We start from the raw sequence: 20,799 nt of genomic DNA, 5'->3' as shown, positions 1-20,799 counted from the left end.
AAGACGGGCTGGCAGTACTTTGCCAAGGTATATGAGGGTCATTTCGTAAATGAGTTCACTCCGTCAACTTCGGAATATAAGGACATGACCTTTATCTGTGTCGATAAAGGTGATGGTGCGGCTCAGCCCCACACCGCCATTCTGAGCAAGTCTAAGACCAGCACAGAAGATGTAGTTATTCCTACATCTGTAACCTTGGATGATGTGAGCTACGCTGTGACAGAGATCGACAAGTCCGCCTTCAGCAGTAGCAGCAACCTGAAGAATATCACTATTCCAGAGTATGTTGAATCGATTGGTAAGGAAGCCTTTGCAAGCTGTACAGGTTTGACAAATATTTCATGCAAAGTCTCTGATCCTGCCCAGATGTTTATCGGAGATAATGCGTTTCCTGAAATGTCAATGGCTCTTTATGTGCCATATTCTGTTTATGATAAATATGAATTTGATTATCCGCATAACTGGACTCGCTTCAAGATGCATAAGGGCCTGCGAAAAGAGACAAAGAATCCGGATAATGGTTTGACTTATGAATATGCAGAAGATGAGCATTATGCAACACTGATTAAGGCTGAAGTTTTAAAAACTACTGTAGAAATTGATGCTCAGGTTGATGGTAAGAATGTGACGACTATTGCTAAGGATGCCTTTAGTAGTGCTTATAGTGCAAGTAATAAGAATATCACTAAACTGATTATTCCAGACTTAGTTGAATTCATTAAGGAAGATGCATTCAGTAGTTGTACAGAACTGGAAGAACTATGGCTGCCCAAGACGCTTACCGAAATTGGTACGGGTGCATTTGTCAATAGTAAGAAAATAAAGACTATTCATAGTGACCTAATTGTAGTAAATGATATGCTGCCAGAACTGAAGGAGAATGTATTTCCAGCTTCTTTTGACACGAAGATCGAGATATTTATTCCAGAAGGTACAAAGGAGAAGTATCAAACTCAGACTGGTTGGTCAGCTTATGCGGATTGCTACATTCAGGGAGAAAGAAAGAATGCTCCTGCGGAAGGTGAATATAATACGTTGACTTTCGATTTCCTGACAGGTGAATATACAGCCACGTTGACTAATGTTACAGAACTCAAGGTTGATGAGGAAGGCCTATTCGTGATTCCCGATCAGGTATATTATAATAGCAAGCCTTACACCATAGAGGCGATTGGTAGCAACGTCTTCAAGAATGTTGATAAATCGAAGATTAAGAAGTTGAAACTTCAGAATGGTGTTAAAACGATTAATGAAAATGCATTCGAAGGCTTAAGCGCTTTGCAGAAAGTATGGCTTCCTGCATCGTTGACATCTATTGGTGAAAAGGCATTCACTGGTTGTACGAACATTACTCATATTTGTAGCGATGTCGCTTCTCCATTGCCTGTTAACGAGAATGTTTTCTCACTCAATGTTAACAATACAGCCACGCTGTTTGTTCCAGTAGGGGAGAAGATGAACTATACAGGTGGTTGGATAAGCAAAATCGCAAACATTGTTGAGGGAGAGTATGAGACAGATATTCCAGGTGATATGACTTTCGCTTGCTATAAAGTGAAGAATGAGCCAGTAGAGGGGCAGCCTGAGACTTACACGCATTCGGCCATCCTCACGAAAGCAGCTACCAGCATTACTGAGGCTCTGATAAAAGAAACTGTCACAGACCAGGATGAGACGTATACAGTTCTCTCAATCGGAAAGAATGCGTTCCAGAATTGTAAAAACTTGGCTAAGCTGGAATTGCCTTCAAGTCTGATCGGCATAGGTGATAATGCCTTTGCTGGATGTGGTGCTATCAAAGAGATTGTTTCTGATATTGAAGGAAAGGATCTGTTCAAGATTTCAGAGAATGTATTCGATGCCCAAACCTATATAGCTGCTCAGGTGAATATTCCGGCAAAGAGCATTGAAGTTTATAAGACTCAGAATGAAGAACAATATGGCGCTTGGTACAAATTTGGTAAATATGAGGAAGGCAAATGGGAAGAGGTAATTAAGGATTACGGCTATAGTCTGAGATTCCGCTATCACACGGTTCAGAAGACTATTGCAAAAGTGATTGAGATTATTTCTCCAAGTAAAAACCCGAACAAGCTCATTATTCCTAACACTTTCAAACTGGATGAAGCAGATGAGGATAGTTATAGTGTAACTGAGATTGCTCTGACATCAGATACTCATTTTGATAGAGCTGCTGTTGATACCTTATATATATCAGATGGTATCAAGACAATCGCAGCCGGAGCATTTAAGGACTGTACTAATCTGTCAGAGCTCAAGTTGCCATCTAAGTTGGAGACGATTGGAGCCAATGCTTTCCAGAATTGTGAAAATCTGCAGAAGATATGGTTGCCGGCATCGCTTAAAACGATTGGCAGCAAGGCTTTCAACGGTTGTAAGTTGACACGAGTATGTACTGAGACTACACTCACTATCAATAAGGATGTGTTCTCACAGTATAGTGCCTTCCTGTTTGTTCCTACTGGTACATCGGTTAAGGGCGTAACTGGTTGGGGAGATTTTGCCAGAGTATATGATGGTTATTATATGGGTGAGACAACGCCAAATAATGACAAGACCTATATCTATCTGAAGCAGAAGAATAATGATAGAACTGCTGTATTATTGGCATCGAAAACCAGTGAGCCGATTCCGAACTATATCACGTTTGATAACGTTCGATACAAGGTGACCATTATTGGTGAGTCGGCATTCAGTGGCAAAGGACTGAATCTGGAGGATTGGAGAGAATTGCCCGAAAGCATTGTGAAGATAGAGAAGAATGCGTTTAAGAATACCGGATTGAAGGAATTTAAGTTGCCATCAAATCTGACGACGATTGGTGATGGTGCCTTTAGTGGAAATAGAAACCTGACGGTCCTGACGCTATCGGACAAGCTGAAGACTATCGGTGATGATGCCTTCAACGGCTGTAGTGCTCTGAAGCAGATTGCACTTCCACAAACGCTGACGTCTATTGGTGCAAGGGCCTTTGCTGGTAATACTAATCTGGAGGAGTTGGTTCTTCCTAATGGCCTCAATGAGATTAAAGAAAAAGCATTCCAGAACTGTAGAGCTCTTACACAGATGGAATTGCCAGCATCTCTGACGACTATTGGTGATAATATCTTCGATGGTTGTAGCAATCTGACTGCCGTTATCAGCAAAGTTAAGAATGACGTGGTTAGTAGCTCAACACAATCTGTCGCTCAGGCAATATTGTATGTTCCTGAAGGTTATAGGAGTTATTACGGAGGATGGACTTTCTCACATATCGTAGAAGGTGATAGGAAATTAGGTAATGCTAATGGACTATACTATGCTTATTCTACTGGTGGTGAAAAGAAGAAGGCTATCCTGATTGATGTTGACACAGAACTTACTGGTGGTGATATCGATATTCCAAGTACTATAACTCTGGATGGTATCGAGTGTGAGGTGGTTGCCATCGAAAGGGATGTCTTCGTAGAAAAAACTGACATAAAGAGTGTGGTTATTGGTGAGAATGTCACGACCATCGGTGCCAATGCCTTCAAGGGCTGTACTAACCTGAGAAAACTGGAACTGCCATCTACGTTGAAGTCGATTGGCGAGAAAGCCTTTGATGGTTGTGACAACATTGCAGAAGTTGTGAGCCATAATAGGGATAATGATTTTATCCAAAACAATAAACTCTCTCTGCCGAATGCGACTGTTTACGTTCCTGAAAATACTCAGGACTTGTACGAGCAGGCCGGATGGGAGTGTGCCCATATCTATGCGGGAAGTAGAGTTGAACTGGAATGGCAAGGTTTGCGTTTCGCTTGCCTGACAGAAGTCCAAGAGGCTATCTTGGTAGATGCAACAGATACAACGGCACTCGCAAAGGCCTGGGCAGATGGAGAGATTCTCATACCTGATTCAGTCTCGATGGGAGAGGATGATGCTCTGAAGTATTACCATGTAGTTGCTATCGCAAGTAAAGCCTTCAGTGGTAACACTGAGGTGAAGTTGGTAGAACTGCCTGCAACACTGACGGGTATTGATCCTACAGCTTTCGAAGGCTGCACCAATCTGGCAGAGGTAGTCAGCAAAATTGATTCTACTGAAATCATCAACAGTATTGCACTGTCGTTGCCTGACGCTATCTTATATGTATCCGATCGTGCAAAGTACGTGGATACTGAATGGAAGTTCGCACAGATCTTTGTTGGCGAGAGAGTGAAAGCTGAACAAAATGGTATGTCGTTTATCTGTGCAACTGGCGATCAAACAGCTGTCTTGATTAAAGGCTCGGCTGACCAGTTGGGTAATGATTTGACCATACCTGGAGCTATTACTATTAAGATAGGTGAGGACAAGGATGCCAAGGACTTGGAGTGTAAGGTAACCGCTATCGCTGCAAATGCCTTCCAAGGCTGTAGCAACCTGAATCAGATATGGCTGCCTGCTACCCTGAAGAATATTGGTGAGAAGGCCTTCGATGGTTGTAATGCCATTGCTTATATCTGTAGTACAGGCGATACGCCACTTTCGATTAATAAGAATGTGTTCTCTGCTTATACAGCGACACTGTATGTGCCTGATGGTGCATTAAGCCGTTATGAGCAAAATGATGTTTGGAAGCTATTCCCTGTAAGAAGAGAGGGATACTTCGAAGGTGCTACAACACAAAATGGCTTGGCATTCGACTGCCTGACTGTTGGTGAGGAAGAGAAAGTTGCCATTCTGACAAAGGCAGAGAATGAAGCCATCATTGAGATTCCTGCAACAATATTGTTGGAAGGTGATACCACGGTCTATCAGATGCGTACCATCTGCCAGAATGCATTCAAGAACAGTAAGAAGCTGGAGAAGATTATATTCCCCGAGACTTTGAGAATGATTGAGGAGAAGGCATTCGAGCAGTGTACAAAACTGACTGTCATTACCAGTAGGGTGAAGAAGGAAGACCTGTTTACCTTTAATAAGAATGTATTCCCAGAGGCCATCTATAGTACAGCAATGGTATATGTGCCTTATGATAAGGATGGCTTGACACTGGCTGAGTACCGGAATAAGTGGAATTATTTCAGTCAGAATAACTGGGCTCAGGGTGAAAAGAAGACCGGAACTGTGGGTGGTATGACTTACGATTACTTAGTAGGCGTTGGTACGGCTACCTTGACTGGATCTTCGGTTAATACGGCTGAGGTGACTATCGATGGTACGGTTAAGATTGATGGTGAAACCTATATTGTGACGACAATCGCAGAGTCGGCATTCAAGAATAACCCCAATAAGGCTAAGATGACGAAGCTCAAGATTGCCGAAAATATCACCACCATCGGTGCCAATGCCTTCCAGGGTTGCAGTAACCTGAAGATGGTATGGCTGCCTGCTAAGTTGAGCTCTATTGCCGCTAAGGCCTTCGATGGCTGTAATAACATCACACATGTGTCGAGCAGCATCGAGAATCCTGTTGCTAATGACGCTGATAGGTTCCCACAAACTGCTACATTATTTGTACCGAAGGGTAAGAAAACTAATTATAACAAGAGCGGCTGGAACAACTTCGCATACGTGGCAGAGGGTGAATTGGTTGACGTCTGCACAGTGGCTGACGTGACTTACGACTGCTTCAAGATAGATAATCAGAAGAAGGCCATCCTGAGAAAGTACGCTGCTTCGTCGAATGATGTGGTGATTCCTGCTTCGGTTTCACTGGGTAGCGACGCTTACACCGTTGCCATTATTGGTAAGTCGGCCTTTGCGGGCAAGACCGCTATCACCAGTCTGGTTATTCCTGCAGGGGTAGAGACCATCGATGCCGGTGTATTCAGCGCTTGCAGCAAGCTGGTATGGATACAGAGTAAGATAGAGAATCCTATTGATATCCTGAACAAGAATGTATTCGCAATTAACACGCCAATATTGTTTATCCCATCGGCTAAGGCGGAGGCATATCGTGCGAAGGGCTGGAACTTCCTGAATATCTATGTAGGAGAAAAGAAGGAACAGACCATCGATGGCTGGACTTATATCTACTCTACAGGCGACAAGAAGGCCATCTTGACTAAGGCTGGCAGTGTTGGCAAGAGCCTGACAGTCAGTGGAACATTCAAGATTGGTAAGGGTGAATATACCGTAACAGCGATTGCAGAGTCGGTATTTAAAGGTAAGACATCTATCGAGGAACTGACTATCTCTGAAAATATTGAGAATATCGGTGCTAAGGCCTTCCAGAATTGTAGTAACTTAGAGAAGGTTGAGTTCCCATCAACTCTGAAGCTGATTGGTGATGAAGCCTTTGATGGATGTACACATCTGGTATCTGTTACCTGTAAGAGTCTGACACCTGCTGTTATCGGTAGCGATGCGTTCCCGTCTCCAGACATTACCATCAATGTTCCTAAGGATGTGGTGACCACCTATAAGAATGATACGGCTTGGGGTGAGTTCACAACAATACTCGGTATCATAGCGTCTATCTCGGATGAAACGGATGACGGTAACATCGCTGACTATGTCGATACGACACCTGACGGTGGAGATGCTGAGCATACCATGGCTATCATTGATGGTTCTGACGTGAAAGGCGAATTCAATATACCTGAAAAGGTGGAAATGAATGGTGAGGATTACACGGTAACGAAGATTGCTGCAAGCACATTCGAGGACAACACCGATCTGACCGATATCACTATCCCAAGTACGATTGAGTCTATTGGTGAGTCAGCATTCGCAGGATGTACAAACCTCAAGTCGATAACGGTTTACTGGGATGAACCTCTCGACTTGTCATCGGCAGCAGCTCGTGACATGCTGACAAGGACTGTTGGTAGCTCGATATTCGAAGGTGTTGACAAGAGTACCTGTGTACTCTATGTTCCTGCCGGTTGTGTGGAAAAGTATAGAAACGCACCTGTTTGGGGTGACTTCCATAACATCCTGCCAATCGGAACAACTGCTATCAATGGTATCGTTATTTCAGAAGGTACACCATTCGACGTTTACGATATGCAGGGACGTAAGGTAAAGTCGAAAGTAACCACACTGAAAGGACTGCCATCAGGTGTTTACATCGTGAACGGAAAGAAGTTCATGGTAAAGTAAGCAACAAAAAAATCATGGAGACCAACCAGTCTCCATGATTTTTTTTATGTTCTGTTTGTTAGATGTTGGGCTTCTCGTAAATGGCCTCCGTTGTATATTCTGTATTATTATATACAAAGGTGAAAACACATTTGACTGGCAGATGAAGGCCTGGATCAAGGATTTTCGTGGTTTCTGTATAAGAAGCACCGGCGGTAACATCCTGATTAATGTATAACTCGTTAGCAGTCTCGCCGTCGGCACTGCCAGAAAGTTGCAGACTCTTCAACTTGACTGTTACAGGACTATTGTTAGTGAAGATCCATTTGAGTTTGCTATCTGCCTTAACCAGATTTCCGTCAAAGGTGGCGGTTCCTCTGCCTTTAGCGCTCACCATGTCTGTTATCTCACATACCTTTACCTTGCATTTGGCAATATGCTTGCCATCGGCAGTCTTGACAGTAATCGTTGCGTTGCCTTTGCTGATACCCTTTACGGTGCCGTTGTTGACTGTAGCAATGGCAGGTTTGTCTGTGCTCCATTGAATGTCCTGCTTGGTCAGGTTCTTCACGGTCACTTTCTTCTCTTTATCAATCAGTACTTCAATGTTGTTGGTCTCGAAGTAGAAGGTGTTGTTCTGCTTAATGGTAACAGAAGCACTATAATCCAGCTTATCATTAGAGATGGTGACAGAACCTTCTCTATCAGTGCCCTCGCCAAGTGGTGCAATGGTTAGCTGATGCTCATGAGAGGCAAGTCCACGGGTTGTGGCAACCTCTTGGATCCAGTCCTTATACTCGTCGGGAATGGTCAACTGGTAGTCTGTGTTTGCATTGACGGTAAGCGTAATCGTACCGCCAAGTTCGTTGATCTTGAATTCCTTGGTAGGTATTTCGATTCCCTTCTTGGCTTCTTGAGTAATCGTCACTATTTCGGATGCATTGCTCTTTTTATCATATAACTTGATATTGGCTGTTCGGGCATCGTAGGTCTTGTTCTCATCAATCGACAGGCTGAGCAGTCTGCTTGTTACACCACGTGATTTATTGGAACGCTGCTTGACCCATGAAGCGCCTTGGAAGTCGATGTTATAATCGAAATTACTTTTTACCTCAATATCAAGATCCTGCTTTTGGCTATCAACGGTATATTCAGAAGTGTTTAAGGTGATGATGGGGCCTAATGAGTTCTGCTTAATTACAACTTCATCATACACAGTGCTGTTGTTGTCGAAGAATTTAATCTTAGCTGTGCGCTCATTGTAATCATCATTTTGGGTAACCTTGAATTTCAGTTGGTGCGACGACATGCCACGTGTTGCACTTATATCTTCCTTCAGCCATTCTACATCGGGCATCTGTATGCTGAAATCAAAGTTACTGCTGATGTCAACAGTAAAGTCCTGTTCAGCTCCAGTGAGATTGAGTTCATTTTCCGACAATACTAACTTGCCTTCACCAGCCTGGTAGATAGTCACCACTTCTTCCTCATTTCCGGCATGAAAGTATATCTTACCTTCGCGCTTATCGTATTCTTCACTGGGGTCGATGGAAAAGGATAAGATAGACTGGTCTAATAAACCACGCGTGCCATTTTCCCTCGGATGTATCCAGTCTTTATAGTTTTCTGGGATTGTATAAGTGTAATCCTTGGAGTGGTTTACCTCTACATTGATGATAGCGCCATCATTTGCTACCTTAAAGACGTCGGTGGTTAACGTGATGGCTTCAAGGCGCTTTTGGGTTACTCTGATGTTGCGGATGGTATCGCCACAAACGAACTGGACAATCACACTACGGTCTTCGTATGTAGGGTTGTCAGTGACTGTAAACTTGACCTTTTTACTACCAGAACTACCTTCGGTTGGACTGATGGTGAGCCACCGTGTTCCATTTTGGGTACTTGCAATATTCATCGACCACTTCAAGTTGGCACTGAAGGACATCTCAATTTCACTGGCTTCAAAACCGAAGTTCATGGTATTCTTAAAGTAATCAACTGCACCTTTAGGGATCTCGACTTCTGATTTAATATTCCCTTCGGGCATTTTTATACAAGACACTTGGCTCATGCTGCATAATGCAAATGCAATACTAATCTTAATTAAATAGCCTTTCTTCATTTATTACTGGATTTATTATTCGTGCGTGCAAATTTAGGTATTTTTTTCCTTAAGTCCAAATTATATCATCAAAAAAGCGCTGAAATTCATATTTATCACCTATATTTTTCTTATGAACTATTGTAGTTGTATGTTGCTCATGATGCGTTTGTAGGTCGAAATAGCATGAATAATCTTAATAACTGACTATTGTAATAAATGTTAAAGGTAGAAGATTAATAGGAGATTTTTTCGTATTTGACTAAAAAATGTGTATCTTTGCAGCACAAAACAATAAGAATCGATTTAATTTTGACGCGTATGAAAAAATTTGTTTCTATTGCAGTCGTGGGTATCATATTATCCAGCTGCGCCAAGGGCTTTGATGTTCCTGAGCAAGATCCCAATACAGGGACTAAACCAACACAGGGAGTAACGGATGAAGATATCCAAGCAAACTTTAAAAAGATTTTTGGTGCTTCGTATTCTACTGAGCAGGATTGGATTACAACTAAAAAAGGCTCTGTTAATGTCAGTGCAAACTCTGCTGTGAAAAAGGTCGCTATTATGGCTTTGGTTGCTCAGACTGATGAAGATGGTGAGACATTCAACTCTATGACCATTCTGAATGAAACAGCAACCAACGGTCAGTCTTCATTGAGTATCAATTATGATGCTCCTGGTAAGATTGAAGGCTTGTATGCTGCTTTCTATACAGATAAAGGTTGTTATTATGAAAAGATAGAAGGAAACTCGGTTGCATTAAGTCAGCCTGCGCAGACTCGTGCCGTTGATGTGTTCCAAATCCCAACAGGTGAGTTCAAGATTGCCTCAAGTGAATCGTCTTATGCTGCACAGCGTGAGGGCTATTTGGTTGATGGTGTTACCGATGAGAGATTGTATTCTATCGATAATTATGCAGGTTTGAAAATGGATGCTCCTGCTTATACGGATGGTTATGCAGAGAGACTGCGAGATTTGATTTTCGCCTACTTCCCCAATGGCAGAAGTCATAAGAATTATAGTAAGGTTATTGCAACAGGTTATACCGATGACAATGCTTATCGTACGACAACGGGTGAGAATAAGCCAATTGTAGTTTGCCCGATTTACAAGTGTGATCGTGCCAAAGTTTATGGTAATGAGGTGTATAATTCAGATTTGTACTATTATTATTTTAAGGAGGCTGATTTGAATGCAGCTGCAAATAAAGTAGCTTTCTTACAGAATCTGCCAAAATATAAACTGATTCCGTTTAACCAGCATTTCCGCGATGAAGAGGATGACGTGCTCGAAAAGCGTTCTGCTTATGCATGTCTCTATTTTGGCGATGGTGCTCCTGAGGTAGGAAAACAGGGTACATTCCAGTTCCCTGCTGGTTATAAGATTGGATTTATGGTGCGTGCCAAGACCGATTATGCTGAAGAAAAGACTGTGAATGGTGTAAAGGAGAAAAAGCCAAGAAAGCAGGGCGAACTGTATTTTGATGGTCGTTTGAATACAAAGATTAATAGCGATAAGAATTATAATTTTGAAAGTTCTGGTCTTAAAGAAGGTCAGCCTCGTGCCACATGGTTCAAAATGGAAGACAGAATCCTTCTCTGCTGGGAGTCGGGTACTGATAGTGACTACAATGATATCCTTATGGAGGTTGAAGGTAGTGTTACCGATCCTGAGACAGTAATAGAGTTTGAGTATAATACTTATACCTATTGCTTCGAGGACAGACAGTTAGGCGATTACGATATGAATGATGTCGTTATTAAGGCAAAGCGTCTGGACAAGACTCATGTACAATATGCTATTGTGGCATGCGGTGCAAATGATAAACTGTTTGTGAAGAATATCAAAGCAGGTGTTATCAACGATAATACAGAGATTCACTCTCTCTTCGGTAAGAGTACGAGTCAGTTTATTAATACGGAGAGTTCAGCTGATTATATAGAGCCTATCGTAGTGACGAAGGAAGTCAGTGAATCATTCAGTTTCCTGGATGAGGCTACTCAGCCATATCTCTACGACAAGACTACTGGTATGGAAGTGAAGTTGTCGAAGAGAGGCGAGGATCCTCACGGCATCATGTTGCCATACGACTTTAAGTATCCGCTTGAGAAGGTTTGTATCAAGGATGCCTATAAGAAATTTAATGAGTGGTATAATAAAAATCCAAATCTGGATAAAACTGTAGTCGAAACAAATTGGTATACCCAGCCTGTGAAAGGAAAGGTTTATACAAAGTAATATTTTCTAAATTGATAATAGGAATCGTGTGAGGAATATTGCCTCACACGATTTTTTTTGTAAATTGTTTGGACTTATGATTAAAAATGACTATATTTGCAAAGTTTTGAAGTCATATCGTGACAGTTGATCTCAATGAAAAGATTATTTTGGATTGTATATCTGATAGGTGTCTTAGGGCTTTCTTATTATTTCATTGATAAGGCATGCTCGAAAAACTATGGCCATAAGGTCGTGGTTTGTATTCCTGTGTATGGTCAGAGCTATGCTTTAGGAGAAGAAGCAACTAGAATAACTAATTTTGATTCACTTAGAATAAAATATAATGGAAGAATCGTAACTGAGAAGTTGGACTATACCTTTGGCTATTTCGATCACAGCAGCCAGTTTAAACAATGGTTGAAACGTGTACTTCATTACGATAAGAAGGCTTTTGAACTCTCTGTTTATAGTATGGCAGAAGAACTGGCTCTGCAACTGGGTGAAGACACGGTTATCTGTATCTTTCCTGGAGGTCATGGTATGAATACAATCCAGCAGTTGATGAAGCCGGTAGAACCATATAATAAGTTTATCAGGGAGATTGCGACTGCATACGACAAGGCGCAGGATAGGGGATGGGAGTTTATCGTTCCAGCAGTTTGCTGGATGCAGGGTGAATCGGACATTGTGGAATATCCTGATTACGACTATAAGGCGTATTTCCATCGTATGTATAACGATCTGAATACTGATATCAAACAGGTGACGCATCAGAAAGAGGATATACGCATCATCTGCTATCAGGCTTCTACCATTACCAAAGGTCTTCGCTACAAAGCTAATAATTATGATGCAACAGAACCTAAGGCGCCTACTGCCCAGATGGAATTGATACGTGATGATTCGTTGATTTGGGCAAGTGGTCCTACATATCCTTATGACTTTGTGAATGAATCGCTCCATATCGATGCTGTTGGTCAGCAAAATATAGGTAGGCTTGCTGCAAAGTCAGCTTTAGGGATTATTCGGAATCAAAAGCGAAATAAGGGCTTAGTTCCGATGACGTATGAGGTGGAGGGTAACGATATCCGCATTGATTTCAATGTGCCCTGTCCGCCATTAAGTTTTGATACCATTCAGGTCAAAAAGATCGATAACTATGGCTTTAATGTCGTTCGTAGAGATGGAGTGGATATTGTTTCTGATGTCACAATCGATCAGAACTCGGTTATCATCCATTGCACAGAGTCTCCCCAAAATGCTAAATTACGTTATGGTATCAATGGCGAATTCCTAAAAGGCGGAAGAAAAGTCGGTCCAAGAGGAAACCTGCGAGATTCGGAGAAATATGTATCTAATTGGTGTTTAATGTTTGAAAAGTTTTTGAGCCGATGAAGGTTTTTATGGTACATGAGGATCCTTGGCATGCGGGGAATCCATATATATATACACTGATTGAAGGAATACAAAAGTCTCATCCTGACTGTGAGATCGGGTGGGGAAGGGAACCTTTCTGGCAGGACAATATATGTTCTTATGATATTGTTCATTTTCATTGGCCTCAGACTTTTATGGGGAATGATACTCATACGGAGACAGATCTTTTGCATCATATTGAGCATATGAAGGCAGCTGGTGTGAAGATAGTTGCAACATGTCATGATTTGGAACCGCATTATAACCAATTTGCTGATCAAGGTGGTTCTATGCAGATTGTATATGCCCATTGTGATGTGATAATCCACCTTGGTGAATATAGTAAAGCACTCTTTGAGAAACGATATCCTGATGCTATGCATATTCTAATACCGCATCATCTCTATGATACAGTTTATCACCAATTCCCATCAAGAGAAGAGTCATTAAAGTTCTTGAACCTGCCTGAGAACCGTACTTATGTTTTGTGTTTTGGCACATTCCGGGCAAAAGAGGAACAACAGTTGATTCTCAATCTGAGTCGGCAGCTGGCCGACAAAAAAGTTGTTATACTTGCGCCAAGTTTCATGAATGTATGGTGGCGCAGATTCCGTATGCCTCACCAGCGCTTAAAAAAATGGTTTTATGAACATTTTTATCGCATTTATTGTACAGGTAGAACTTGGCGCGCTGTTAAGGATTGTGATTTGCCGTATTATTATGGGGCTGCAGATGTGGTTCTTATCCAGCGTGTAAAAATCCTAAATTCAGGTAATGCTTTGATGCCGATGCTTTTTGGAAAAATGGTTGTTGGTCCTGATTGTGGAAACGTTGGTCCTTTGTTGCGTCATTGGGATTATCCTGCTTTTTCTGTTGATGACCTGAGTGATGTGGGGCCGTGTGTCAAAGAAGCATTGCAAATGGAAAAGGCAGGTGTGGCCCGACAAAATATGCAACGGCAACTGAACGAATATTCAACAGCTGTTGTAACAGAACAATTGTACGACACATATCTTCAAATGGTGTCTTCAGTTCTTTAATTTCCTATATCTCATATAGAGATAGTTGGGAAGGTAAGTAATCAGATATTTGCCAGCCTTACTGAATCCGCATAAATGATAGTGCTGATTGAGAGTACTTTTGTTCTTTTTGATAAAACGGAGAATATCATGGATACGTTTGTCGGAATAATACTTGGGGTATTGTGAAACTTTCCCAAGAAGCTCATTGTAGTACATGATGATATGTACGATACTCCATTCTCTGACCGTATCAGTCTCGTTCTGTACAGCATCTTGTGTAACTTGTACCCTCTGTATTCTGTTATCGATATACTGACTGATGTTCTTTTTGTAGTAAGCGTGAGCAAGTGAACTGCTACGGTGTGTATATTCATAAAGAGGCTCATCCACGATAACCGTTGTCTTTGCATGAATAAAAGCGCGGATATTAAAAATAAAGTCCTCGTCAGTACGCAGACCAGAATCATTCTCGATATGGTTGTCAGTGAGCATCTGGCGCTTGTAAAGCTTAGTCCAACACTGAGAATAGATCTTATCTTTCGAAAAGAAATGGATGAGTCCTTCTTCGTGATTAAGAACATATTGTTGGTTGGTACTATTCAAATGCGATATACGGCCCTGTTCATCAATCTGTTTATAGTTGCAACAGATGATGTCTGCATCATGTTCGTAACCAGCACTAACCATCTTATGGAGCATGAATGGCTCCATCTTGTCGTCGCTGTCAGTAAGGGCAATATAGTTGCCTTTGGCTCGCTTAAGACCAACGTTCTTGGCTGTTGCAGGTCCAGAGTTTTGTATGTGAAATACCGTAATGTTATTGTACTCTTGCGCATAACGGTCACAGATACTTGCCGAAGAATCTGTAGATCCGTCATCAACGAGAATGATTTCAAACGATACATGGACTTGACATAGAATACTTTCAATGCAGGCCGCTAAATATTTCTCAGTATTATATACAGGTATAATGACGCTGACATCCATATTCTTTACTTCTTTTGAGTGAATCGCAAAATAAGGTTCAAAAATCTCTTTGCCCATTTCCTGGCTACAACAGTCTGGGTCAGGAGTAATGACTGGTCAAGAAGCTCGTCATCAACGGGGGCTAATCGCTCGTAATCGGTAATAACTCGTGGTGGAAACATTTCTTGAAGAATCATGTTTCTTTCTTTAGGAAGCAGACCGTTTGAATTGGTGCTGATGCCACTGGTGTCATAGTCGGCCACGATGATGTCGCAAGCCCTAAAGGTACAATTACCGAAGATGATGGTTTCGAGACAAAACTTCCAGTCAGACATGATCTTATAGTTCTCATCGTATGGATGAGCTATCAAAAGTTCCCTTTTAATGAACATAGCCTGATGGGGTAGGCTACCTCTTATCAGATCGACTAATGTGATTGTTGATTTTCTAGGACCACTTGGCTTTGGGGCGTTCCCCTTCAGTACCTTTCCGCAGATGATATCCTCTTTGTATTCTTTGAAAGAGTCCAAAACATCCGGGGAATGGAAACAATCGCCGGAATTCATGAAAATGAGATAATCACCATGAGCCTGAGTTACACCTTTGTTCATAGCATTATAAACACCTTTGTCCTTTTCTGAAACCCAATAGTTGATACTGTTCGTATGTTCTTTGATGACATCCACACTACCATCAGTTGACCCGCCATCAATGACGATGAACTCAAGGTCTTTATTTGTCTGGCATGTAACACTTTCTATCGTCTGTTTCAATCCCAGTCTATCGTTGTAATTGATCGTGATAACAGAATATCTCATTTGACTATATTTTTTTTGCAAAGATAGTTATTTTTTTGAAAATATTGGTCATTATTATATATATTTTGAGCTTATGCAGTAAAATCACTATCAGCATGCTTTAAAACCGTGAATTAATTCAATCGATCAAATGAATTAACTCATTTGATAAATCGAGTTAGCTCAGCAGATTGTATGCGTAATTTCGCTGATATCTTTTTGCAAAGATATTTTTTTTGAAAATAATTAAATAGTTTCGTTATTTTTTTATATTTTTGCAAAATAAATGGCGCTACGAGGTATGTGATGATAAGCAATATGGCAAAGAAAGATCATAATAATGGTATAACTATAGCAAAAGCTATAGGTATCATTCTTATGGTAATAGGTCATTCTGGATGCCCTCAATTTCTTTTTAAGATTATCTATCTTTTCCATATGCCACTATTCTTCTTTTGTTCTGGCATTTTTTACAAAGAAATGACGGGTTCGGAAGCTGTAATTCAATTCTTGAAAAAGAGGATAAAAGGATTGTATGTTCCTTTTGTGAAATGGTCAGTCTTCTTCTTGCTTCTTCATAATTTATTGATGTTAGTGGGAGTTTATAATCCTTATTATGGTTATGAGGGTGGTTCTTCTTTTTATACTTTATCAGATGTATTTCAAAAACTCTATTTAATAATGTTTACCATGCACGACTATGAAGAACTATTAGGAGGTTTTTGGTTTATTCGTGCATTATTTATTACTTCTGTATTAATGGCTATGTTTTCAATATTGTTGAAGAAGGTGCCAAGAAAAAAATATGAATTGCTATGCCTGCTATCTCTTTTATTAACGGTTGTTATTAGAAGGATTGCTCCGGAAATAGAGTTTTGGAGAGATATTTCAATGGGGACATTAGGAGCATTCTTCTATATATCGGGATATCTGTTAATGCGTTATAAAAGTTATTGGCATAATAAATATGGAGCAATACTTTGTTGCTTTATACTGTTCTTGTCATATTTATATTTCAGAGATGGTATATCGATGGGATGTGGCTATAATAAAGTGGTGACTTTTTCAATTTCTGCTCTATCTGGTACACTATTTACGATATATATATCAAGTGCTATTGAGAGACGATTGCAAATTGTAAAACGTATATTGTACTATATAGGTAATCATACACTTGACATTCTTGCTCTTCATTTCCTTTCGTTCAGACTTGTTAGTTTTTGCATTGTACTATTATACGGATTAAATGTTTCTCATGTTGCAGAACATCCGGTTATAAAGGATGTCAGTATGTCTCATGCATACTGGTGGATTCTGTATTGCACAATAGGAATTGTTCTTCCGCTGTTGTTAAATGCGGCTTGGAAAGTAATTATGAATAAAATCAAAAGGTCATAAATATGAAAACAAATTTTACAGTTATTATTCCTCACAAGAATACACCGAAATTGTTAGAAAGACTTGTTAAGTCAATTCCAATACGTGATGATTTGGAGATAATTGTGGTGGATGACCATAGTGATACTGATGTTGTTGATTTCAATCATTTCCCTTGTAATGATAGGGTGGGACTTACTATAGTAATGAATGAGCAATCTCATGGGGCTGGACATGCAAGAAACTGTGCTCTGCCAATGGCAAAAGGGGAATGGATATTATTTGCAGACTCTGATGATTTCTTCAACCCCGGTTTTAATGATTTCCTTAATGAATATCAAAGTAATGATGCGGATATCGTATATTTTAATGCTAATAGTGTAGATTCGGAAACGTATGAACCAAGTAAGAGAGTTGACCATCTGCATGATTTTTTTGAAGATTATCATCAAGATCCCCAAAAAGGAGAAATGCTTTTGCGATATCTATTTACCGAGCCATGGTGTAAGATGGTTAAGAGAAAACTTATAGAGCATTATCATATAACGTTTGATGAAACGATTATTAGAAATGATGTTAGGTATTCATATCTGGTTGGGCATTATGCAAAAACAATTATTGTAGATGATCGACAATTGTATTGTGTAACCACTCGTCAGAATTCCGTAAGTCGTGGCGTCGGTTATCAAGCTTCAATGGATGAACTGAAGGTGTATGCAGGTTGGAAGAAATTCTTTTTAGACAATCATATTCCTTTTGAATTGCCCAAATATGATTATCGTGTCTATAATTTCACTAGACATTTGTGGAAGGATACTAAGTTGTTCTGTGAAGAATATCGCATTATGCGGAAGGCTGGGTTGAGTCACTTTTACATCTTTGGACAGATAATGTATTATATATGGAAGTCTGTTGGTTATAAGTTATAATGATGGAGTATAATACCTCAACGATATTGTCTGTTGAAGCAGCGGCGTTGTGCATATGTGTATTTTAAATATTTGATGGCGAAAGAAATAGATAGTTTTTCTTTTTTATATATTTCACCGTTAGAACCTGACATCCCTTCAATTTGCGGCATCAGAAGGAATGGGGAATAGGGAATTTGTTTCTCTTTTCTTATTGTGTCGCGTAGTGCATGCTCAAAATAGTATCCTTGTATGTCGTCAATGATTTCTTTTGATTTTAAAAATGTATGATAGAAACATTCTGGTGCAATGACAAATCGACTGTCAGGGAAAGACAAATCGGAATTGATTGCACAGAAAACGGTATTTTTGGGGAATAGGAGGCTATGAAGCCGCACTATACTTTTGATATTTCTAATAATGAGTCTGCCTGTTATTTTTGCAATGCGTTTGTCTTTTGCAAAATGTATAATCTTTGAATTGTTCAATGCGTATTGTATTATTTCGCATTCTCCGTAGCCTTTACCTTTTTCTTTGTTTTGATTACCAGGAAAGGACAAATATTCTAAGCGGCCTGATTTGATTTCTTTCTTAAAATGCAGGCTTATGTCGGTCCCGGAGTTTTCTGAAAATACGATTGGAAAACTTGTATTTGAGAGATAGAAATGAATAGCTTCTACATATTGTTTTTTACGCTCTTCTTGATTAGAAAGAGCGGTCATTGTCATTCCGTTTGGATTAATACAACCTGTTAATAGTAAAATCATAATGGTGCGGAATTTGTGTCCTCTAATCCCATGAAACCGCAACTATCTTGATTCATCGTCCTTCCAAATCCTTTTTGGAATCCTTCGCATTCGAGAACGCAGCAATTTGGTGCTTTGAAATAATATTCTACCATAGGATGGTGAATATAAAGATCTACGTTGATAATACCTTTTGTCAGTATCTCGGGTAATTTGACTTGCTTGTGAATAGTAAAATGACCTTTTGAGGCGTGTTGAATGTCCCCCATATAATGACCTTTAGCATAGGTCGCAAAAGGAATGCCTTCTTTGCTCTTCAAGACCATCATGATGTCGTAGACCATGTCTTCCTCAGATGAACCTTCAATAAGGATGTCAAGATACTCCTGACCATTCTTTATTAACGAATATGATTCTTTACTATTGTTAATTTCAATATTGTTGATCTTGATAGTGTTCTTTTTCCATTTTATATTATTGACAATTAACTCATCGTGATCTCCGTCATCATCCTTTAAATAATGATCAAGTGTATCGGGTATACTGCCTATATAATCTATAGTACCGTTTTTAAGCATGACACCACGTGTGCAGAGGCTGCGGACTGCTGCCATATTGTGGCTTACGAAAAGTACTGTGCGGCCTTCGCCTTTGCTGACATCTTGCATCTTGCCGATGGCTTTCTTCTGGAATTCTGCATCACCAACAGCAAGAACTTCGTCAACGACTAATATCTCAGGTTCCAAGTGTGCGGCGATGGCAAAGCCTAAACGCACCATCATACCTGATGAATATCGTTTTACTGGTGTGTCTACGTATTTGGCGACACCTGCAAAGTCGACAATCTCGTCGAATTTCCTTTTGATCTCTGCTTTGGTCATACCCATGATGGAACCGTTCATGAAGATATTCTCACGACCAGTCATCTCTGGATGGAAGCCGGTTCCAACTTCAAGTAGCGAGGCTATACGTCCTTTGATCTTAATATCGCCAGTGGTAGGAGAGGTGACTCGTGATAAGATCTTGAGGAGTGTAGATTTTCCGGCACCATTCTTACCAACAATGCCAACCACATCACCTTGTTCTACTTTGAAGTTGATATCGCGTAATGCCCACACAAAACGGCTGTCGCCTTTTTGGGTACGGTCATTCGTTTCTCCAATCTTCAGATACGGATCTTCTTTTCCACGAATATTTGCCCACCAACGGTTGAGGTCCTGACTTAATGTGCCGGTACCGATGGTGCCGAGAATATATTGCTTGCCTACGTTGTTGAATTCTATGACAGTCTTGCTCATAAATCGATGGTTTTAGATTACGTCCATAAAGTTACGCTGTACTCGGTTGAAAATGATTATTCCGAGTAGAAGTATTGTTGCTGTAAACGCAATACTATAGCTTAAATAGAACCAATTAAATTCGCCGACGCCCGTAAAAGCATATTTGAAGGTTTCTAAAATTGCTGTTAACGGGTTGGCTACCAATACCCAGATATATTTCGGATAGGTCTCCTTCATGACAGAAAGGGGATAAATGACAGGTGTTGCATACATCCACAACTGAACACCGAAGGTGATCATAAATCGTAAATCGCGATATTTAGTGGTCATTGAAGAGATAATCATACCAAATCCAAGGCCCAAGCCACCAAGCATCACAACGAGTAAAGGAACAAGGAGGATAGCCAGATTGATATGAAAATCTATGCCAGTCGCAAAATAATAGATATAAACAGCCAGGAACAATGTGAATTGGATGGCCATCTTGATAAGATTGGAGATGACAATAGAGAGTGGCACTACCAATCTCGGGAAATAGACCTTTCCGAAAATGGCTTGGTTTGCATTGAATGTATCGGAACATTTACTTAGACAATCCTGAAAGTAGTTCCAGCATACAAGGCCTGCTAAATAAAAGACCGCCTGAGGAATACCATCTGTGGAAATACCAGCAATACCGCCAAATACAAACATAAACATGATGGTGGTGAAGAGGGGCTGGATGACAAACCAGAGTGGCCCCAGAATAGTTTGTTTGTAGAATGTAATGATGTCGCGTTTGACATACATCGCCAACAGATCACGATAGCGCCATACTTCACCTAAGTCTATGCTCAGGAGATTAATTTTATTTGTTATAATGATATCCCAGTCTTTATTCATACATTAGTCATTTATTCATTGTTATCTG

12 protein-coding genes are annotated in these 20,799 nt (G+C 40.4%); 6 read left to right on the top strand and 6 right to left on the bottom strand.

Features of this window, described 5'->3' with window-relative positions; genetic code table 11:
• Positions 1 to 84: 84 nt before the first annotated feature.
• Positions 85 to 7,074, top strand: coding sequence for a leucine-rich repeat domain-containing protein (locus T491_RS0110855; RefSeq protein ID WP_231480241.1), 6,990 nt, complete (start codon positions 85 to 87; stop codon positions 7,072 to 7,074).
• A gap of 58 nt (positions 7,075 to 7,132) precedes the next feature.
• Here T491_RS0110855 and T491_RS0110850 read toward each other — a convergent pair whose 3' ends face one another.
• Entirely contained in the window at positions 7,133 to 9,100 is a 1,968-nt protein-coding gene (locus T491_RS0110850; protein WP_028903908.1) for a BACON domain-containing protein, read from the bottom strand.
• Between the two features lie 375 nt (positions 9,101 to 9,475).
• Between T491_RS0110850 and T491_RS0110845 the strand changes: the two genes are divergently transcribed.
• From T491_RS0110845 to T491_RS0110835, 3 genes are all read left to right on the top strand, one after another.
• The gene (locus T491_RS0110845) at positions 9,476 to 11,395 is read left to right on the top strand and encodes a DUF4842 domain-containing protein (protein ID WP_155950115.1); all 1,920 of its coding nucleotides are present in this window, start codon (positions 9,476 to 9,478) and stop codon (positions 11,393 to 11,395) included.
• A 135-nt stretch (positions 11,396 to 11,530) separates the two neighbouring features.
• On the top strand, positions 11,531 to 12,772 hold the full coding sequence (locus T491_RS0110840) for a sialate O-acetylesterase (RefSeq protein ID WP_028903906.1): 1,242 nt from the start codon (positions 11,531 to 11,533) through the stop codon (positions 12,770 to 12,772).
• Positions 12,769 to 13,833 (top strand): hypothetical protein, encoded by a 1,065-nt coding sequence (locus T491_RS0110835; protein ID WP_028903905.1) that lies wholly within the window; start codon positions 12,769 to 12,771, stop codon positions 13,831 to 13,833. The genes T491_RS0110840 and T491_RS0110835 overlap by 4 nt, the downstream gene beginning before the upstream one ends.
• On the opposite strand, the gene T491_RS0110830 is transcribed toward T491_RS0110835, so the two are convergent.
• Complete coding sequence (locus T491_RS0110830) at positions 13,822 to 14,802, bottom strand: glycosyltransferase (RefSeq protein ID WP_028903904.1); 981 nt, start codon at positions 14,800 to 14,802, stop codon at positions 13,822 to 13,824. The two genes, T491_RS0110835 and T491_RS0110830, sit on opposite strands and share 12 nt — an antisense overlap.
• A 5-nt stretch (positions 14,803 to 14,807) precedes the next feature.
• Positions 14,808 to 15,599, bottom strand: coding sequence for a glycosyltransferase family 2 protein (locus T491_RS16340; protein ID WP_033147736.1), 792 nt, complete (start codon positions 15,597 to 15,599; stop codon positions 14,808 to 14,810).
• A gap of 297 nt (positions 15,600 to 15,896) precedes the next feature.
• Here T491_RS16340 and T491_RS0110815 point away from each other — a divergent pair, with 297 nt between their 5' ends.
• A complete protein-coding gene (locus tag T491_RS0110815) occupies positions 15,897 to 16,976 on the top strand; it encodes an acyltransferase family protein (protein WP_197018856.1) in 1,080 nt (359 codons plus the stop codon).
• A gap of 2 nt (positions 16,977 to 16,978) precedes the next feature.
• Positions 16,979 to 17,884: a glycosyltransferase family A protein gene (locus T491_RS16335; RefSeq protein WP_051523120.1), complete on the top strand. Its 906-nt coding sequence runs from the start codon at positions 16,979 to 16,981 to the stop codon at positions 17,882 to 17,884.
• Positions 17,885 to 17,901: 17 nt separating this feature from the next.
• Here the strand turns inward: T491_RS16335 and T491_RS16330 are convergent, their stop codons facing one another.
• From T491_RS16330 to T491_RS0110795, 3 genes are read right to left on the bottom strand one after another with little or no spacing between them, the layout of a single operon-like run.
• Positions 17,902 to 18,630, bottom strand: coding sequence for a hypothetical protein (locus T491_RS16330; protein WP_155950113.1), 729 nt, complete (start codon positions 18,628 to 18,630; stop codon positions 17,902 to 17,904).
• A complete protein-coding gene (locus T491_RS0110800; protein ID WP_028903902.1) occupies positions 18,627 to 19,907 on the bottom strand; it encodes an ABC transporter ATP-binding protein in 1,281 nt (426 codons plus the stop codon). The genes T491_RS16330 and T491_RS0110800 overlap by 4 nt, the downstream gene beginning before the upstream one ends.
• 12 nt (positions 19,908 to 19,919) lie before the next feature.
• Positions 19,920 to 20,771: an ABC transporter permease gene (locus T491_RS0110795; RefSeq protein WP_028903901.1), complete on the bottom strand. Its 852-nt coding sequence runs from the start codon at positions 20,769 to 20,771 to the stop codon at positions 19,920 to 19,922.
• Positions 20,772 to 20,799: the final 28 nt, after the last annotated feature.

Source organism: Prevotella sp. P6B4 (assembly GCF_000619985.1).
In the GTDB taxonomy this organism is placed as follows: domain Bacteria; phylum Bacteroidota; class Bacteroidia; order Bacteroidales; family Bacteroidaceae; genus Prevotella.
The sequence above is the reverse complement of the archived record's forward strand: the minus strand, read 5'-3'. Positions and strand labels throughout refer to the sequence as shown.

What these genes read in the sequence shown, in the direction of transcription:
- T491_RS0110855 (WP_231480241.1), top strand. Translation starts at nt 85, where the DNA reads ATGACCTTTATCTGTGTCGATAAAGGTGATGGTGCGGCTCAGCCCCAC.
- T491_RS0110850 (WP_028903908.1), bottom strand. Translation starts at nt 9,100, where the DNA reads ATGCCCGAAGGGAATATTAAATCAGAAGTCGAGATCCCTAAAGGTGCA.
- T491_RS0110845 (WP_155950115.1), top strand. Translation starts at nt 9,476, where the DNA reads ATGAAAAAATTTGTTTCTATTGCAGTCGTGGGTATCATATTATCCAGC.
- T491_RS0110840 (WP_028903906.1), top strand. Translation starts at nt 11,531, where the DNA reads ATGAAAAGATTATTTTGGATTGTATATCTGATAGGTGTCTTAGGGCTT.
- T491_RS0110835 (WP_028903905.1), top strand. Translation starts at nt 12,769, where the DNA reads ATGAAGGTTTTTATGGTACATGAGGATCCTTGGCATGCGGGGAATCCA.
- T491_RS0110830 (WP_028903904.1), bottom strand. Translation starts at nt 14,802, where the DNA reads ATGGATGTCAGCGTCATTATACCTGTATATAATACTGAGAAATATTTA.
- T491_RS16340 (WP_033147736.1), bottom strand. Translation starts at nt 15,599, where the DNA reads ATGAGATATTCTGTTATCACGATCAATTACAACGATAGACTGGGATTG.
- T491_RS0110815 (WP_197018856.1), top strand. Translation starts at nt 15,897, where the DNA reads ATGGCAAAGAAAGATCATAATAATGGTATAACTATAGCAAAAGCTATA.
- T491_RS16335 (WP_051523120.1), top strand. Translation starts at nt 16,979, where the DNA reads ATGAAAACAAATTTTACAGTTATTATTCCTCACAAGAATACACCGAAA.
- T491_RS16330 (WP_155950113.1), bottom strand. Translation starts at nt 18,630, where the DNA reads ATGATTTTACTATTAACAGGTTGTATTAATCCAAACGGAATGACAATG.
- T491_RS0110800 (WP_028903902.1), bottom strand. Translation starts at nt 19,907, where the DNA reads ATGAGCAAGACTGTCATAGAATTCAACAACGTAGGCAAGCAATATATT.
- T491_RS0110795 (WP_028903901.1), bottom strand. Translation starts at nt 20,771, where the DNA reads ATGAATAAAGACTGGGATATCATTATAACAAATAAAATTAATCTCCTG.